At 65.9% G+C, this 13495-nt stretch carries 14 protein-coding genes, 2 other RNA genes and 1 pseudogene; 11 read left to right on the top strand and 6 right to left on the bottom strand.

Going from position 1 to position 13495, the window contains the following annotated elements:
* Window positions 1-21: 21 nt before the first annotated feature.
* Window positions 22-537 (bottom strand): SgcJ/EcaC family oxidoreductase, encoded by a 516-nt coding sequence (locus tag AMD14_RS05095; RefSeq protein WP_011050604.1) that lies wholly within the window; start codon window positions 535-537, stop codon window positions 22-24.
* 124 nt (window positions 538-661) lie between these two features.
* Between AMD14_RS05095 and AMD14_RS05090 the strand changes: the two genes are divergently transcribed.
* Genes AMD14_RS05090 through AMD14_RS05080 form a run of 3 tightly spaced genes read left to right on the top strand, consistent with a single transcriptional unit; the run spans window position 662 to window position 3737 of the window.
* A complete protein-coding gene (locus AMD14_RS05090; protein ID WP_005917238.1) occupies window positions 662-1369 on the top strand; it encodes a helix-turn-helix transcriptional regulator in 708 nt (235 codons plus the stop codon).
* Window positions 1366-3276: an ATP-binding protein gene (locus tag AMD14_RS05085; RefSeq protein WP_011050603.1), complete on the top strand. Its 1911-nt coding sequence runs from the start codon at window positions 1366-1368 to the stop codon at window positions 3274-3276. Before AMD14_RS05090 ends, AMD14_RS05085 begins: the two co-directional genes overlap by 4 nt.
* Window positions 3273-3737: a response regulator gene (locus AMD14_RS05080; protein ID WP_011050602.1), complete on the top strand. Its 465-nt coding sequence runs from the start codon at window positions 3273-3275 to the stop codon at window positions 3735-3737. The genes AMD14_RS05085 and AMD14_RS05080 overlap by 4 nt, the downstream gene beginning before the upstream one ends.
* A 141-nt stretch (window positions 3738-3878) precedes the next feature.
* Here the strand turns inward: AMD14_RS05080 and AMD14_RS05075 are convergent, their stop codons facing one another.
* Together AMD14_RS05075 and AMD14_RS05070 are read right to left on the bottom strand one after the other, a co-directional pair.
* The gene (locus tag AMD14_RS05075) at window positions 3879-4109 is read right to left on the bottom strand and encodes a putative signal transducing protein (RefSeq protein WP_005917243.1); all 231 of its coding nucleotides are present in this window, start codon (window positions 4107-4109) and stop codon (window positions 3879-3881) included.
* 1 nt (window position 4110) lies between these two features.
* Window positions 4111-4752: a glutathione S-transferase family protein gene (locus AMD14_RS05070; protein WP_015462899.1), complete on the bottom strand. Its 642-nt coding sequence runs from the start codon at window positions 4750-4752 to the stop codon at window positions 4111-4113.
* A gap of 411 nt (window positions 4753-5163) precedes the next feature.
* On the opposite strand from AMD14_RS05070, the gene AMD14_RS05065 reads away from it, so the two are divergent.
* From AMD14_RS05065 to AMD14_RS24835, 4 genes and pseudogenes are all read left to right on the top strand, one after another.
* On the top strand, window positions 5164-6903 hold the full coding sequence (locus AMD14_RS05065; RefSeq protein ID WP_003487506.1) for a glutamine--tRNA ligase/YqeY domain fusion protein: 1740 nt from the start codon (window positions 5164-5166) through the stop codon (window positions 6901-6903).
* Window positions 6904-7065: 162 nt separating this feature from the next.
* A pseudogene (locus AMD14_RS25225) lies at window positions 7066-7273 on the top strand (hypothetical protein).
* Window positions 7274-7284: 11 nt separating this feature from the next.
* Window positions 7285-8214, top strand: coding sequence for a DMT family transporter (locus AMD14_RS05055; RefSeq protein ID WP_011050599.1), 930 nt, complete (start codon window positions 7285-7287; stop codon window positions 8212-8214).
* 115 nt (window positions 8215-8329) lie between these two features.
* Window positions 8330-8527 carry a hypothetical protein gene (locus AMD14_RS24835; protein WP_003487503.1) on the top strand — a complete coding sequence of 66 codons (198 nt, stop codon included), beginning with the start codon at window positions 8330-8332 and terminating at the stop codon, window positions 8525-8527.
* Window positions 8528-8540: 13 nt separating this feature from the next.
* On the opposite strand, the gene AMD14_RS22850 is transcribed toward AMD14_RS24835, so the two are convergent.
* Window positions 8541-8616, bottom strand: a non-coding RNA gene (locus AMD14_RS22850) — sX9 sRNA.
* Window positions 8617-8878: 262 nt separating this feature from the next.
* Between AMD14_RS22850 and AMD14_RS05040 the strand changes: the two genes are divergently transcribed.
* From AMD14_RS05040 to rlmM, 3 genes are read left to right on the top strand one after another with little or no spacing between them, the layout of a single operon-like run.
* Entirely contained in the window at window positions 8879-9262 is a 384-nt protein-coding gene (locus AMD14_RS05040) for a hypothetical protein (protein WP_005917257.1), read from the top strand.
* Window positions 9262-9822: a nucleoside deaminase gene (locus AMD14_RS05035; RefSeq protein WP_003487499.1), complete on the top strand. Its 561-nt coding sequence runs from the start codon at window positions 9262-9264 to the stop codon at window positions 9820-9822. Before AMD14_RS05040 ends, AMD14_RS05035 begins: the two co-directional genes overlap by 1 nt.
* Before the next feature lie 36 nt (window positions 9823-9858).
* Window positions 9859-10902, top strand: coding sequence for a 23S rRNA (cytidine(2498)-2'-O)-methyltransferase RlmM (gene rlmM / locus AMD14_RS05030; RefSeq protein ID WP_011050598.1), 1044 nt, complete (start codon window positions 9859-9861; stop codon window positions 10900-10902).
* 121 nt (window positions 10903-11023) lie between these two features.
* Here the strand turns inward: rlmM and AMD14_RS22845 are convergent.
* Together AMD14_RS22845 and AMD14_RS05025 are read right to left on the bottom strand one after the other, a co-directional pair.
* Window positions 11024-11100: non-coding RNA, sX9 sRNA (locus AMD14_RS22845), on the bottom strand.
* A 240-nt stretch (window positions 11101-11340) separates the two neighbouring features.
* Entirely contained in the window at window positions 11341-12450 is a 1110-nt protein-coding gene (locus AMD14_RS05025; protein ID WP_005917260.1) for a Gfo/Idh/MocA family protein, read from the bottom strand.
* A gap of 122 nt (window positions 12451-12572) precedes the next feature.
* Here AMD14_RS05025 and AMD14_RS05020 point away from each other — a divergent pair, with 122 nt between their 5' ends.
* Window positions 12573-13478 (top strand): SMP-30/gluconolactonase/LRE family protein, encoded by a 906-nt coding sequence (locus tag AMD14_RS05020; RefSeq protein ID WP_040260305.1) that lies wholly within the window; start codon window positions 12573-12575, stop codon window positions 13476-13478.
* Window positions 13479-13495 lie beyond the last annotated feature (17 nt).

Below are 13495 nucleotides of genomic sequence, written 5' to 3'. Positions count from 1 at the left end.
GCGCCTGTCGTCCGCGCCGCATTACTTGGCCTTGGCAACCGCCGCGCGCGTGTCCACTTCCGGCATCGCCGAGCTGTGGTGGTTGATGATCAGCCACTTGCCGTCGCGCTTTTCGTACACGAAGGTGTAGCGGGCCTGCACGTTGCTCTTGTTGCCGGCCTTGTCGGTCAGCGTGAAGGTGTACACGCCGGCATCCACGGCGCTGTCGTCATCGAGCACGCGCACGGTGCGGTAATTGACCACGCCCTGCGGCTTCTTGGTCAGGAACATCTCGAAGTAGTTTTCGATCTGTTCGCGCGAGGCGCGCACTTCGTTGGAGACCGTCGGCAGCAACACGCCGTCCGGTGCGTACAGGTCGGCCACCTTGTGCGGGTTGCCGGTGGCCAGCGCCGCGTTCCAGGTGTCGAACAGCGCAGCGACTTCGCGCTCTTCGCCGCCGGCCGGCAGCTTGGCCTTGTCGGTGTAATGCATCACGCCGCCAGCCAGCGCCGGGGTGGCAGCCAGAGCCAGAACCAGAGAGAAGAGTGTGCGACGCATGGGGAATCTCCGTGTGATTGATGGGGGTGCCGCATCGGGCAGGCTCAGTATCGAAATCAAGCAGCCCCAACAATTCTGCCGAGTGGCATATACTCAAATATGCTGATCGGCCTAGAGCGAAACTATGGAAACCCCCACCAATGCTGGCGATTGGCGTCTGACCTTGCGCCGCGAGGCCTCCGATAGCGCGCGTTGGCAGGCGCTTTGGGAAGCTGCCGTTGCACTGCGCCAGGTGCAGAGTCCCGAGCAGGCCTGCGATGCGGTCCTCGGGCGGGTGCTGCTGCTACTGGGCCTGGAACACGGCGCAGTGCTGGCGCAGCGCGGCCCGCGCGCGCAAGTGTTGGCCAGCCGCGGCCGTGCATTGCCGCCCGGGGCCAGCGCCGCCGGCGACGGCCATGAGGCGGCCTGGTTGATGCCACCGCGCCCGTCCGATATCCGCGAAGCCAGGGTGCCGATCCACGCGCTGGGCACCACGCACGGCATGCTTTGCGTGGCCTGGAGCGAAGGCCGCCCGGCCCCCGGCAATGACGACGTGCAGGCGCTGCAGGCGTTCGCGCTGCTGCTGCCGGCGATGGTGGCGGAACCGGCCAAACCGGTTGCCACACGGCGGCGCAAACCGCTGCAGGACGACCGTCTGGGCGCGCTGAGCAAGCGCGAAAAACAGGTGTTGTCGTTGCTCCCGCGCGGACTCACTAACGCGACCCTCGCAGCTGAACTGGGGATTTCTCCCGGCACGGTCAAAGTGCACGTGGAGCGAATCCTGCAGAAACTTGAGGTAAAAGATCGCACCCAGGCCGCGGTGTACGCGGTCCAATCCGGACTTGCGCTATGAATGCATTGGCGGTGCGTTGGAACGATTGGCCGATTACCCGCAAAAGCCTGGCGGTCGTCACCCTGCCATTGCTGTTGCTGGCCGTTGCATTGATGGCGATCTACAGCGTGGAACGGCAGAACATCGCCGCCGAAAACGACGTGCGGCAGACCCTGGAAGTGCTCAGCGATCTGTACGAAGCGCACGCACTGTTAGCCGAAACCGCGGCCGGCGTGCGCGGCTATCGGTTGGTGCGGCGCGATGAATTTCTGACCCCGTATCGCGATGCCGAGCCGCGGCTGCAGCGCGTGGCCGACCGTCTTTCGCAACGTATTACCGACCCCAGCCAAGCGCAGCGCTTTGCGCGCATCAAGCCACTTTTTGCGGAAAAAATGCAGGGTTGGCGCCGATTGCTGGCACCGGATCTGAGCCGCGAAGAAGAGATTCGGCAACTGTGGGATGGCAAGTACAAACTCGACATCCTGCGTGCGGAGCTGCGCGAATTGCGCAATTACGAAACCGCGCAGTTGCAGGTGCGTACCGCCAAGGCGCAGGGGCTGCGCCAGCGCAACCTCATCATCACCTTGAGCGCGGCGATGCTGGGCGGGCTGGGCGCGGTATTTGCCGTGGCATGGTTCGCCTCGGCATTGTCCGGGCGCCTGCGCACCCTGGCCGCCAACGCCGACCGGCTGGGCGAAGGCCTGCCGCTGGCACCGCAACCGCGTGCCGGCGACGAACTGGGCCAGGTCGGGCAGCGCCTGGCGCAAGCCAGCGAACTGTTGGCCGCACGCGCAGCCGAAGCGCAGCTGGCGCGGCGCGAGGCCGAAACCGCCAACCGCGCAAAAACCGAATTTCTCTCGCGCAGCAGCCATGAACTGCGGACTCCGCTCAATGCGATCCTGGGCTATGCGCAGGTGCTGGAAATGGATCTGCCCGAGCCGGGTCATCGACGGCATCTGCGGCACATTCTGGGTGCCGGCAGGCACTTGCTCGGGTTGATCACCGAGCTGCTGGACATCGCGCGTATCGAAGCCGATCAACTTGATCTGAGCCCGGAGCCGATCTCGGTACGCGCGGCCGTGCACGAAGCCTTGGGACTGATCGCACCGGATGCCGACAAGCATGGCATTGCGCTGCAACCGGCATCCATCGACGGACCGTGGACGGTGCGCGCCGATGCGCAGCGGCTGCGCCAGGTGCTGCTCAATCTGCTGTCGAACGCGGTCAAGTTCAATCGTACTGGCGGGCAGGTCCAGGTGAGCGCGCAGGCCGATGGCGAGCAGGTGCGTATCACCGTGGCCGACCAGGGCGCGGGGCTGACCCCGGCCCAGATCGAACGCCTGTTTACCCCGTTCGAGCGGTTGGGCGCCGAGCGCTCTGCGGTGGAAGGCACCGGGTTGGGGTTGGCGCTGAGCAAGCGTTTGATCGAGGCGATGGGTGGACAGATCGGCGTGGACAGCAGCAGCGATGGCGCGCGGTTCTGGATTTCGCTGCCGCAGGGAGAGCATCAGCACAGCGAACCAACGCGGCCGCTGGTGCCGCCGAGCAATGCCGGCAGCGGCGTGTGCCGGCTGCTGAGCATCGAAGACAACCCATCCAATCAGGCGCTGATCCGCACGCTCACCGAACGTCGCCCGCAATGGCAGCTGCTCGAAGCTGCCAGCCTGGCGCAAGCGCGTGAGCTGTTGCAGCACGGCGCGCCGGATCTGATTCTGCTGGACCTGCACCTGAGCGATGGCAACGGCGAAGAGCTGTTGCGCGAACTGCAGGCGCAGCCGGCGATGGCAGCCATCCCGGTGGTGGTAATCAGTGCCGATGCCACGAGCGCCACGCTGGCGCGCGTGGGCAACCAAGGCGTGCGCGCCTATCTGACCAAGCCACTCGATGTGGCGGAATTCTTCACCGTGATCGACGGGTTGCTGGCATGACACACGATGAAATCCTCGGCTCCCGCATCCTCATCGTCGACGACGAGCCGGCCAACGTGCGGCTGCTCGAAGACCTGCTGCAACGCGAAGGCTTCCAGCAAGTGATCGCCACCACTGATCCGTTGCGGGTCATGGGCCTGGTCTCGGCATTCGCGCCGGACCTGATCCTGCTGGATCTGAAGATGCCCGAGTTGGACGGCTACGCGCTGCTGGAACAGCTGGCGCGGCTGTCAGACCCGGGCCAGTTCCTGCCGGTGATCGTGCTGACCGCCGACCCCAGCCGCAGCGCGCGCCACCGCGCCCTGGGCCTGGGCGCCAAGGACTTTCTGACCAAGCCGCTGGATACTTTCGAAGTCGCACTGCGGGTCTGGAACGTGGCCGAAACCACGGTGTTGTTCAAGCGCCTGCGCGCATTGGCCGCGCCGGATGCAGCGCCGCCGGGGTGGCGTCAGCAGGAATGACGCGCATACATCGTAGGAGCGCACCTGGGCGCGACCGGGGCTTTGCCGATAACACCAGCGCAGGAGCGCACCTGGGCGCGACGTGGCGTTTATCGGCAGAGCCTCGTCGCGCCCGGGTGCGCTCCTACGACTGGCGCTGCGCTACAGCGCGCGGGTGACCTGCCCGCACAAGCCGATCTCTGCCAGCACCGCCTGGGCCTGGCTGAGATGCACGTCGGCCACGCAGACCTGCAGCACGCCGAAGGCGGGCAGCTCGCCGGCACCGCCCAGCAGCGATTCACCGAAGACGAACGCGGTGATGCCGGCATCTTCCAGAGCGTGCTTGGCCAGATGCGCATCGATGAGGTGACTGGCGCGGTAGGCGATCTGCATCTCAGCCGCGCGCTGCGCGTTCGCTCTGCGCGCCGTTGCGCCAGTCGCGTAGCGCCGGCAACGCGTCCAGCGCCGCCAGATAATCGCCGGCCGCTTCGAACAGCGGCACACCGTAGCTGAAAAAGCGCAGCGCCACCGGCGCGAACATCGCATCGACGATGCCGAAGTCGCCACACAGGAATTGCCCGGCGTGACCGTGTTCGGCACGCAGGCTGGCCCACAGCGCCTGGACGCGGGCGATGTCGCGCTCGGCGGCCGCGTCCCATTGCGCCGGGCCTGGCGTGCGGGCCAGATTCATCGGCAGTTGGCTGCGCAGGGCTGCAAAACCGGAATGCATTTCCGCCGCGGCAGCGCGTGCCTGCGCGCGTACGGCCAGGTCGGCCGGCCAGCCGCGGCCGTCCAGCCAACGCTCGTTGATGTACTCGCAGATCGCCAGCGAATCCCACACATGCAGGGCGTCGTCCCAGAGCACCGGCACCTGGCGAGTCGGCGAATACCCGGCTATGCGCGCCTGGAATTCGGGCGTCGCAAGCGGCAGCGCGACTTCCTCGAACGGCACCTTGAAGTGTCGCAACAGCAGCCACGGCCGCAACGACCAGGAAGACAAGGTCTTGTCGCCGATCACCAGACGGGGCAGTGGCATCGCAGGAGCGCTCCAACGGGGTCGGCGCAGCGTACGCGTCGCGGCCGATGCCCGCCAGCCATGGCCGGCCGCAAGCACGCCTTGTCCTGCAGCGCGCGCGCAAGGCAGCGCGTGCGGGCCAACAACGTGAAGAGGCCAAGCGTGAGGTGAGAGGGACCTTGTACCGTGGTTGCTGCGCACTGGGCGCCGACCGCCTGCTCGCCAGGCCCGCCTGCGCCGCCTGGCGCGCCCGGGTTGCATCGTGACGGCTGGCAGCGACCGAACCATGCATCGCCGGCGCAGCCTGCAGAGGCTATCCGGCACCCAGGCCACGCCGAAACCACTGCCCCCACGCCGCCCCTCCGCACCCGGCGCCTACCCCTAACCGGTGCCACCGCCTAAACTTGCGGTTTACCTATTGCTGATGCGCGCATGTCCGAGACCCTAGCCACCGACGCCACCGCCCCGGCGGAGAAGAAAGACTTCATCCGCCAGATCGTCCGCGAGGATCTGGCCAGCGGCAAGCACACGGTCATCCGCACCCGCTTCCCGCCCGAGCCCAATGGCTACCTGCATATTGGCCATGCCAAGGCGATCTGCCTGGATTTCGGCCTGGCCGCCGAGTTCGGCGGGCTGTGCAACCTGCGCCTGGACGATACCAACCCGGCCAAGGAAGACCCCGAGTTCGTGGTGGCCATCCAGGACGACGTGCGCTGGCTGGGCTATGACTGGGCGCAACTGCGCCACGCCTCGGATTATTTCCAGGTGTATTACCTGGCCGCGCAGAAGCTGATCCGCGATGGCCATGCCTTCGTGTGCGACCTTTCCGCAGAACAGGTGCGCCAATACCGTGGCACGCTGACCGAACCCGGCCGCAATTCGCCGTTCCGCGAGCGCAGCGTCGAAGAAAACCTGGACCTGTTCGCGCGCATGCGTGCCGGCGAATTCCCCGACGGCGCGCGTACGCTGCGCGCCAAGATCGACATGGCCAGCGGCAATATCAACCTGCGCGACCCGGCGCTGTACCGCATCAAGCATGTGGAGCATCAGAACACCGGCAACGCCTGGCCGATCTACCCGATGTACGACTTCGCGCATTCGCTCGGCGATGCGGTGGAAGGCATCACCCACTCGCTGTGCACGCTGGAATTTGAAGACCATCGCCCGCTGTACGACTGGTGCGTGGACAAGGTGGACCTGGTCGGCCATCCGGAACTGCTGCAGCCGCTGCTGGACAAGGGCCTGCCGCGCGAAGCCGCCAAGCCGCGTCAGATCGAGTTTTCGCGCCTCAACATCAACTACACGGTGATGAGCAAGCGCAAGCTCACCGCGCTGGTGGAAGAGCAGCTGGTGGACGGTTGGGACGACCCGCGCATGTACACGCTGCAGGGCCTGCGCCGGCGTGGCTATACGCCGGCGGCGATGCGCCTGTTCGTGGACCGCGTGGGCATCAGCAAGCAGAACTCGCTGATCGATTTCTCGGTGCTGGAAGGTTGCCTGCGCGAGGATCTGGACGCAGCGGCGCCGCGCCGTATGGCCGTGATCGACCCGCTCAAGCTGGTGCTGACCAACCTGCCGGAAGGCCACACCGAAACGCTGCAGTTTTCCAACCACCCCAAGGACGACAGCTTCGGCACACGCGAGGTGCCGTTTGCGCGCGAGCTGTGGATCGAGCGCGAGGATTTCGCCGAGGTTCCGCCAAAGGGCTGGAAGCGCCTGGTGCCGGGCGGCGAAATCCGCTTGCGCGGTGCAGGCATTGCGCGCGTGGACGAGGTGATCAAGAACGCTGACGGCGAGATCGTCGAACTGCGCGGCTGGCTGGATCCGGAATCGCGCCCGGGCATGGAAGGCGCCAACCGCAAGGTCAAGGGCACCATCCACTGGGTCAGCGCGGCACACGCGGTGGAAGCGGAAATCCGCCTGTACGACCGCCTGTTTTCGGTGGAGAAGCCTGACGACGAGTCCGAGGGCAAGACCTACCGCGATTACCTGAACCCCGAGTCCAAGCGCAACGTGCGCGGGTACGTAGAGCCGAGCGCTGCGATGGCAGCGCCCGAGCAGGCGTTCCAGTTCGAACGCACCGGTTACTTCGTTGCCGACCGTCGCGACCATAGCGAAGCCACGCCGGTCTTCAATCGCAGCGTGACCTTGCGCGACACCTGGGCCAAGTAACCGCGCAGGACAGCGGCGCCCTTGCAAGGCGGGCGTCGCTGCTACCGAGATCGGGCGGCGGGTGCGCGGCTGCAGAGGCGGCATCTGCGTCATCACGCCCCTACTCCGCCGCAGCGCCGATGCGTCGCACACTGCCAGCCACGCCGTGGATCGCTCCAGACCATCACGGTTTTGGCGGTCGTGCACGCACTGCGAAGACATCCCACTGCATTGCACCGTGCCATCGTTTCCACGCGGCGCTGTGCGCGTGGCCGACGACATCACAGCGGCTGGAACAGCGCACCGCTGCGGCGTGCCGGTGTTGCATACATCTGCAGCGCTCGTCTTGCTCAACTCCCTGCCGCACGGCACGCTGCAATGCACGCCCTGAGGAACAGCACGATGCGTGAACGCTTGATGGTGGGTGTCGCCTGCGGAATCGGTGCGGGTGCGCTGTGGGGGCTGGTGTTTCTGGCACCGCAATTGCTGGGCGCTTTTACGCCGCTGCAATTGGCGGTGGCGCGGTATCTCTCGTATGGCGTGGTGGCGGCCTTGCTGCTGGCGCCACGCGCGCGGCAGACCGCTGCCCGGCTGGGCGCTGCCGAATGGTGGGCACTGGTGCGTTTGAGCCTGATGGGGAATCTGGTTTATTACGTGCTGCTTGGCAGCGCCGTGCAGTGGGCGGGCAGCGCGGCAACTGCGTTGATCATCGGGCTGTTGCCGGTGGTGGTCACCGTGATAGGGACGCGTGCCGCCGGTGCGGTGCAATTGCGACGTCTGGCCGCGCCCTGCGTGCTGTGCGTGATCGGCGTGACATTGGTGGCACTGGACACAGTGCAGGACGACTCCGGCCAGCAGGCGAACGATCGCCTGACGCGGATCGCCGGCCTGCTGTGCGCGGCGGGTGCGCTGGTGTCGTGGTCGGCCTATTCGATCGCCAACGCACGCTGGTTGCGGCGGCGCCCGGATCTGTCCGGGGGCGACTGGTCGCTGCTGACCGGCGTGGTGACCGGCGCACTGGCGTTGTTGCTGGCGCCGGCGGCCCTCATCGGCAGTGCAGCGCATGCACCGCTCGAGTGGGCCAGTTTCTGGGGCGTGTCGCTGTTGCTGGGCATCCTGGCCTCGATCATCGGCAACGCGCTGTGGAATCGTGCCAGCCGCGTGCTGCCGCTGACCCTGGTCGGGCAGATGATCGTGTTCGAGACGGTGTTTGCGCTGCTGTACGGCTTCGCCTGGGAAATGCGCCTGCCTACGCCACTGGAGCTGGCCGCCATCGCCTGCCTGCTGGTCGGCGTGCTGTGGTGCGCAGCACTGCATGCGGAAGCGAAATGACCTCGGCACCTGATGCGCGCATCGGCCTAGATTGCAGGCTGTGTCAGCCAGCGATGCCGCCATGTGCCTCCCACCGCCATGCTTACGCCCACCTGCAAACACATGGCGCAGCGCGGTGTTTTCGCTGTCGATCGGCCTGACGGCCTGCTCGCCGCAGCTGCCCGTCTCGAACGCGGCGACCCCGGCCGAGGTGTTCTGTACGCTTCTTCCGGGTCGGCCAGATGACGATCTGCCCAGCGATCGCCGCGACGAAAGCATGCAGCAACTGGATGTTGCCACGCGCTGCCACCGGGCACTGCGCAGACGGCGTTGACTACACCAAGAGCGGCTACCAAAACCTCGCGAGCAGCCGTCAGCTGGGCGTGGACGGCGCGGAGCAACCGGAGTGTACGGGTGGCGCATGCCGACCCGAGCAGCGGACGCGCCCGCCTGGCGGCTGCACAGTAGTCTTGTTAGCTGCTCCAAGGCTGCAGGTGTTTCGGCCACACGCCACGCCGTCGCTAGCGTCATCAGCCGCAACGCGCGCAAGACCTGGATCGCGTGATGGTCGTAACTGATCCAGCGCGCGCCACATCCGCGCATCCGGGGCTTACCATGGCCGCTCACCTATCCTGATCGGAGCGGCCGCATGTCGCGTCTTTTGTCCCGGTGCCTGAACATGCTAGTGCTGCTGGCCTGTCTTGGGTCGACTGGCTGCGTGGCCGCACCACCGGCCGATACCGCCGCGCCGCCTCCGGCAACCGGCTCGACAAGCGGCCCGGCAGCCGGCAAAGCGGTCATCGTCACCACCACCACCTGCCGCACCGATGCCGATTGCACGGTGAAGAACGTCGGCAACTGTTGCGGTGCGTTTCCAGCCTGCGTCAACGTCAACAGCGCCACCGACCCCAAAGGCGTACTGGCGCAATGCCAGGCTGGCGGCATGATGAGCGTGTGCGGCTTCCGCGAGATCAGCGCCTGCCAGTGCGTCGCCGGCCAATGTGCCGCAAAGGACGCGCAGGCCGATACACTGCGCCCCGCCACTCCCCCTACAGAAACGGTCCACTGATGCTTCACGCGCACGTCCACCTCACCCTGCCCGACTGGATCCATGCGCATGTCGACGACAGCCGCGCCTATCCCGGCGATGAGGACAAGGTGGCCCTGGCGATCGAGCTGTCACGGATGAATGTGCGCGAAAGCAGCGGCGGCCCGTTCGGCGCGGTGGTGTTCGGCCCGGACCACCGCATCATTGCCGCCGCAGTGAACCGTGTGGTGCCGCAGACCACCTCGCTGGCGCATGCCGAAAACATGGCTTACATGCTCGCGCAACAGCGCCTGCAGACACCGCGTTTGAACGATGTGCTGTCGCCGGTGACGCTGGCTACCTCCGCGCAGCCGTGCTGCCAGTGCTACGGCGCCACCGTTTGGGCCGGCATCGACCGCCTGCTGATCGGCGCGCGCGCCGACGACGTGATGGCGCTGACGCAATTCGACGAAGGCCCATTGCCGGCCGACTGGGTGGGTGAACTGAGCCGCCGCGGCATCGAGGTGGTGCGCGACGTACTGCGCGACCAGGCGTGTGCAGTGCTGCGCAACTACGGCGAGGGCGGCGGTGACCATTACTGATGTCGCGGGCGCAGCGGGCGCCCTGCAGGTGCAGCGATGAGCGGCCTGCTGTGTTACTGCCGGCCGGGTTTCGAACCTGAGCTGGCCGCAGAATTGAGTGTGCGCGCCGCATTCGTCGGCATTGCCGGCTATGCGCGCACCCAACGCAACGACGGCTATGTATTGTTCGTCTGCGACGAAGCCGCGCAACTTGCAGCAAAACTGCAGTGGCGCGAGTTGATCTTCGCCCGGCAGAAGCTGGTGGTGATTGCCGAGCTGAAAGGTATCGACCCCAAGGACCGCATCACGCCGATCCTGGCCGCGTTGGACGGGCAGCAGCGCTTTGGCGATCTGTGGGTGGAACACCCGGATTCGGACGCGGGCAAGCCGCTGGCGGGCCTGGCGCGCAGCTTCGGCAATGCGCTGCGCCCGGCTCTGCGCAAGGCCGGCCTGCTCACCGACAAGCCGCAGCCGCGCCAACCTCGGTTGCACGTCTGTTTTCTCGACGGCGACCACGCCTTGCTTGCGGTGGCCGACAGCGCCGACAGCGCCCCGTGGCCACTGGGCATTCCACGCCTGAAATTGCTGCCGGAAGCGCCCTCGCGCTCTGCCCTCAAGCTCGACGAAGCCTTGCTGACGCTGCTCACGCCCGAAGAACGCGATGCACTGGTCAAGCCGGGCATGCGTGCGGCCGATCTGGGCGCTGCGCCCGGCGGCTGGACCTGGGTACTGACGCGGCAGCACGTGCACGTCACCAGCGTGGACAACGGCCCGCTGCGCGAGCATGTGCTGGAGACCGGGCTGGTGGAACACCTGCGTGCCGACGGCTTTCACTGGAAGCCCGCGCAACCGCTGGACTGGATGGTCTGCGACATGGTCGAGCAACCGCGCCGCGTGGCCGAACGCATGGCGACCTGGGTGCGCGAAGGTTGGTGCCGCAACACCATCTTCAACCTCAAGCTACCGATGAAAAAGCGCTGGGACGAGACCCGTCTGTGCCTGGACCTGTTCGAGCAACAGGCCGAGAGATCATTGAGCGTGCGCGCCAAGCAGCTGTATCACGATCGCGAGGAGATCACGGTGCTGGCGATGCGGGATTGAGCTGAATCGGAATTCGGAAAAGGGTGGGGCTGGGACGGAGAGTCATCAAGAGTGCTTCGATCATGCGATCGATCGGCGATGCAGTCCGCCGTGCGCTGGGCACCTGTTCTCGAATAAGAGCGGCTAACAAAACGTAGCGAGCAGCTGTCAGGTGGGCGCGGACGGCGCGCTCGGAACCAGAGTGTACGGGTGGTACATGCCGATTCCGAGCACAGGCCGCGCCCGCCTGGCGGCTGCGCGGTCGTTTTGTTAGCCGCTCTAAGCCTGACTGAAGCATTTCACTCGCATAGCCGGCGCTCGTGGTCAGCCACGAGCGCGCAGCAGCGCTCACCAAGCAATACAACGCGTCCGCACTGCATCGTGCAGCCTACGCTGAGCCAGCCCACTGCTCAGCGCATGCAGCGCCCGCACTCCGCCCATCGGCGGAGCCGGCCACCCTTACAGCACGATGCGCTTGCTGCCCTCGCGCGCCGAGCGATAGATCGCATCGACGATGCGGATGTCGCGCAGGCCTTCTTCGCCCGGCGCACGTAATGGTGTGCCGTTCATGATCGCCAGCGCGTCTTCGTCCATCTGCAGCGCCTGCTGATGCGGCACCTTGGCGTCGAACACGCGTCCATCGCTGGCCTTGCCGGTCACGCCCTGATAGCTCTGGAACGGCGACAATTCGTACCAACCGCGCTCGCATTCGGCACGCAGCACATTCATGTTCTTGCCGAAGCTGGTCTTGCACTCGGCCCGGACCGCATTGGGAAACTCCAGGGTGAAGTCCATGTGTTCGTCGACTTCATCGAACAGATCGGGTCGGTCGGTCCAGCGTTTGGCGGTCACCGCCAGCGGCTCGGCACCCACGGTGTAGCGCGCGGCATTGAGCGGATACACGCCCATGTCGTACATCGCGCCACCACCGAACTGCGAACGCAACCGCCATGGGCGGTCGGCCTTGGCAGTGCCTTGATAACCGTTGTACCCGGCCTCGGCACGCACGCGTTGCATCGCACCGAACGGTTTTTCGCTGGCCATCGCAATCACGCGCCGCGTGTTTGGCTCATGCTGCATGCGGTAGCCGATCGTCAGCGCCACCTTGTTGCGTTTGCAGGCAGCAATCATCGCCTCGCATTCACCGGCATGCATCGCCATCGGCTTTTCGCACCACACGTGCTTGCCTGCGGCAGCCGCACGCAGGGTCAGTGGCGCATGCAGATGCGTGGGCGTGACGATGTACACCACATCGATGTCGTCGTTGTCGGCGATGCGATCGAAGTTCTCGTAGCTGTAGACATTGCGGTCGGCGATGCCGTACTTGGACTGCCACTGCGGAATCTTCGACGGCGTGCCGGTGACGATACCGGCGAGCTTGCAATGCTTGGTCAGCGCCAGACCGGGCGCGAGCTGTTCGCTGGCATAACTACCCAACCCGACCAACGCGACATTGAGCGGTTTTCCGGGCTTTTTCTTTGGCACTGCCCACGTCGGTGCAGCGAGCAGGATGCCTGCACCGCCAAAGGCGGCAAGCAAGCGGCGACGTGTGATCGATTCCACGGACATGCAAACCTCCTTCGCGAGTGTGGGCATACTGCTCGCGCACCTTACTTGATCGGGTGTGATCACCGCCATGGTGGCGCTGCACGTTCTGGCACACTGCTGGCGATCACTCAGGAGCATTGCGCATGACCGTCGTTGCCCATCTTGGCCGTTTGCCGCTGGCGCTGCTGTTGTCCAGTTCGCTCGCCATCGCTGCCGACAAACCGTTCGTTGCGCGCGATCTGATCGGCGATGGCGCATTCACGCACAATGCCGAAGGCCCGGCGACTGGTCCGGATGGCGCGCTGTACGCGGTGAACCTGGGCAAGGACGGCACCATCGCGCGCATTGCGCTGCAGGCGGACGGCAGCGCACGTGCCGAGGTGTTCGTCACCTTGCCCGAGGGAAGCACCGGCAATGGCATCCGCTTTCGCGACGGCACCATGTATGTCGCCGATTACACCGGCCACAAGATCCTGCAGGTCAACATGCAGACGCGCGCGGTGAGTACGTTCGCGGCGTTGCCCGAGGCAGATGGCCCCAACGATCTGGCGCTGGCGCCCGATGGCAGCTTCTACGCCAGCGATCCGAACTGGAAGGACAATAGCGGGCGCTTGTGGCACATCGGTCGCAACGGCGGGGTGCGGCTGCTGGAAGCAGGGATGACCACACCCAACGGCCTGGACGTCAGCCCCGACGGCAAACAGCTGTATGTCAACGAAAGTATGTCGCGCAAGGTGTGGGTCTACGACCGCGGCAGCGACGGCGGCCTGCGCAACAAACGGCTGCTGATCAGCTTTCCCGATTTCGGCATGGACGGCATGCGCTGCGATGCCGACGGCAATCTGTACATCGCCCGCTACGATGCCGGGAAAATTGCAGTGGTGTCGCCGCAGGGCAAGCTGCTGCGCACGGTTGCATTGAAGGGGCGCAAGGCCAGCAACGTGGCCTTCGGCGGCACAGACGGAAAGCAGGTGTTCGTCACCTTGCAGGACCGTGGCGCAGTTGAAACGTTCAGGTCCGATCGTCGCGGGCGCGAAACCGGACACTGAAACTGGCGTGTGCGTCG

Origin of the sequence: Xanthomonas citri pv. citri (assembly GCF_000961215.1) — a bacterium.
Classification (GTDB): domain Bacteria; phylum Pseudomonadota; class Gammaproteobacteria; order Xanthomonadales; family Xanthomonadaceae; genus Xanthomonas; species Xanthomonas cissicola.
This window is presented reverse-complemented; position numbering and strand designations above follow the sequence as displayed.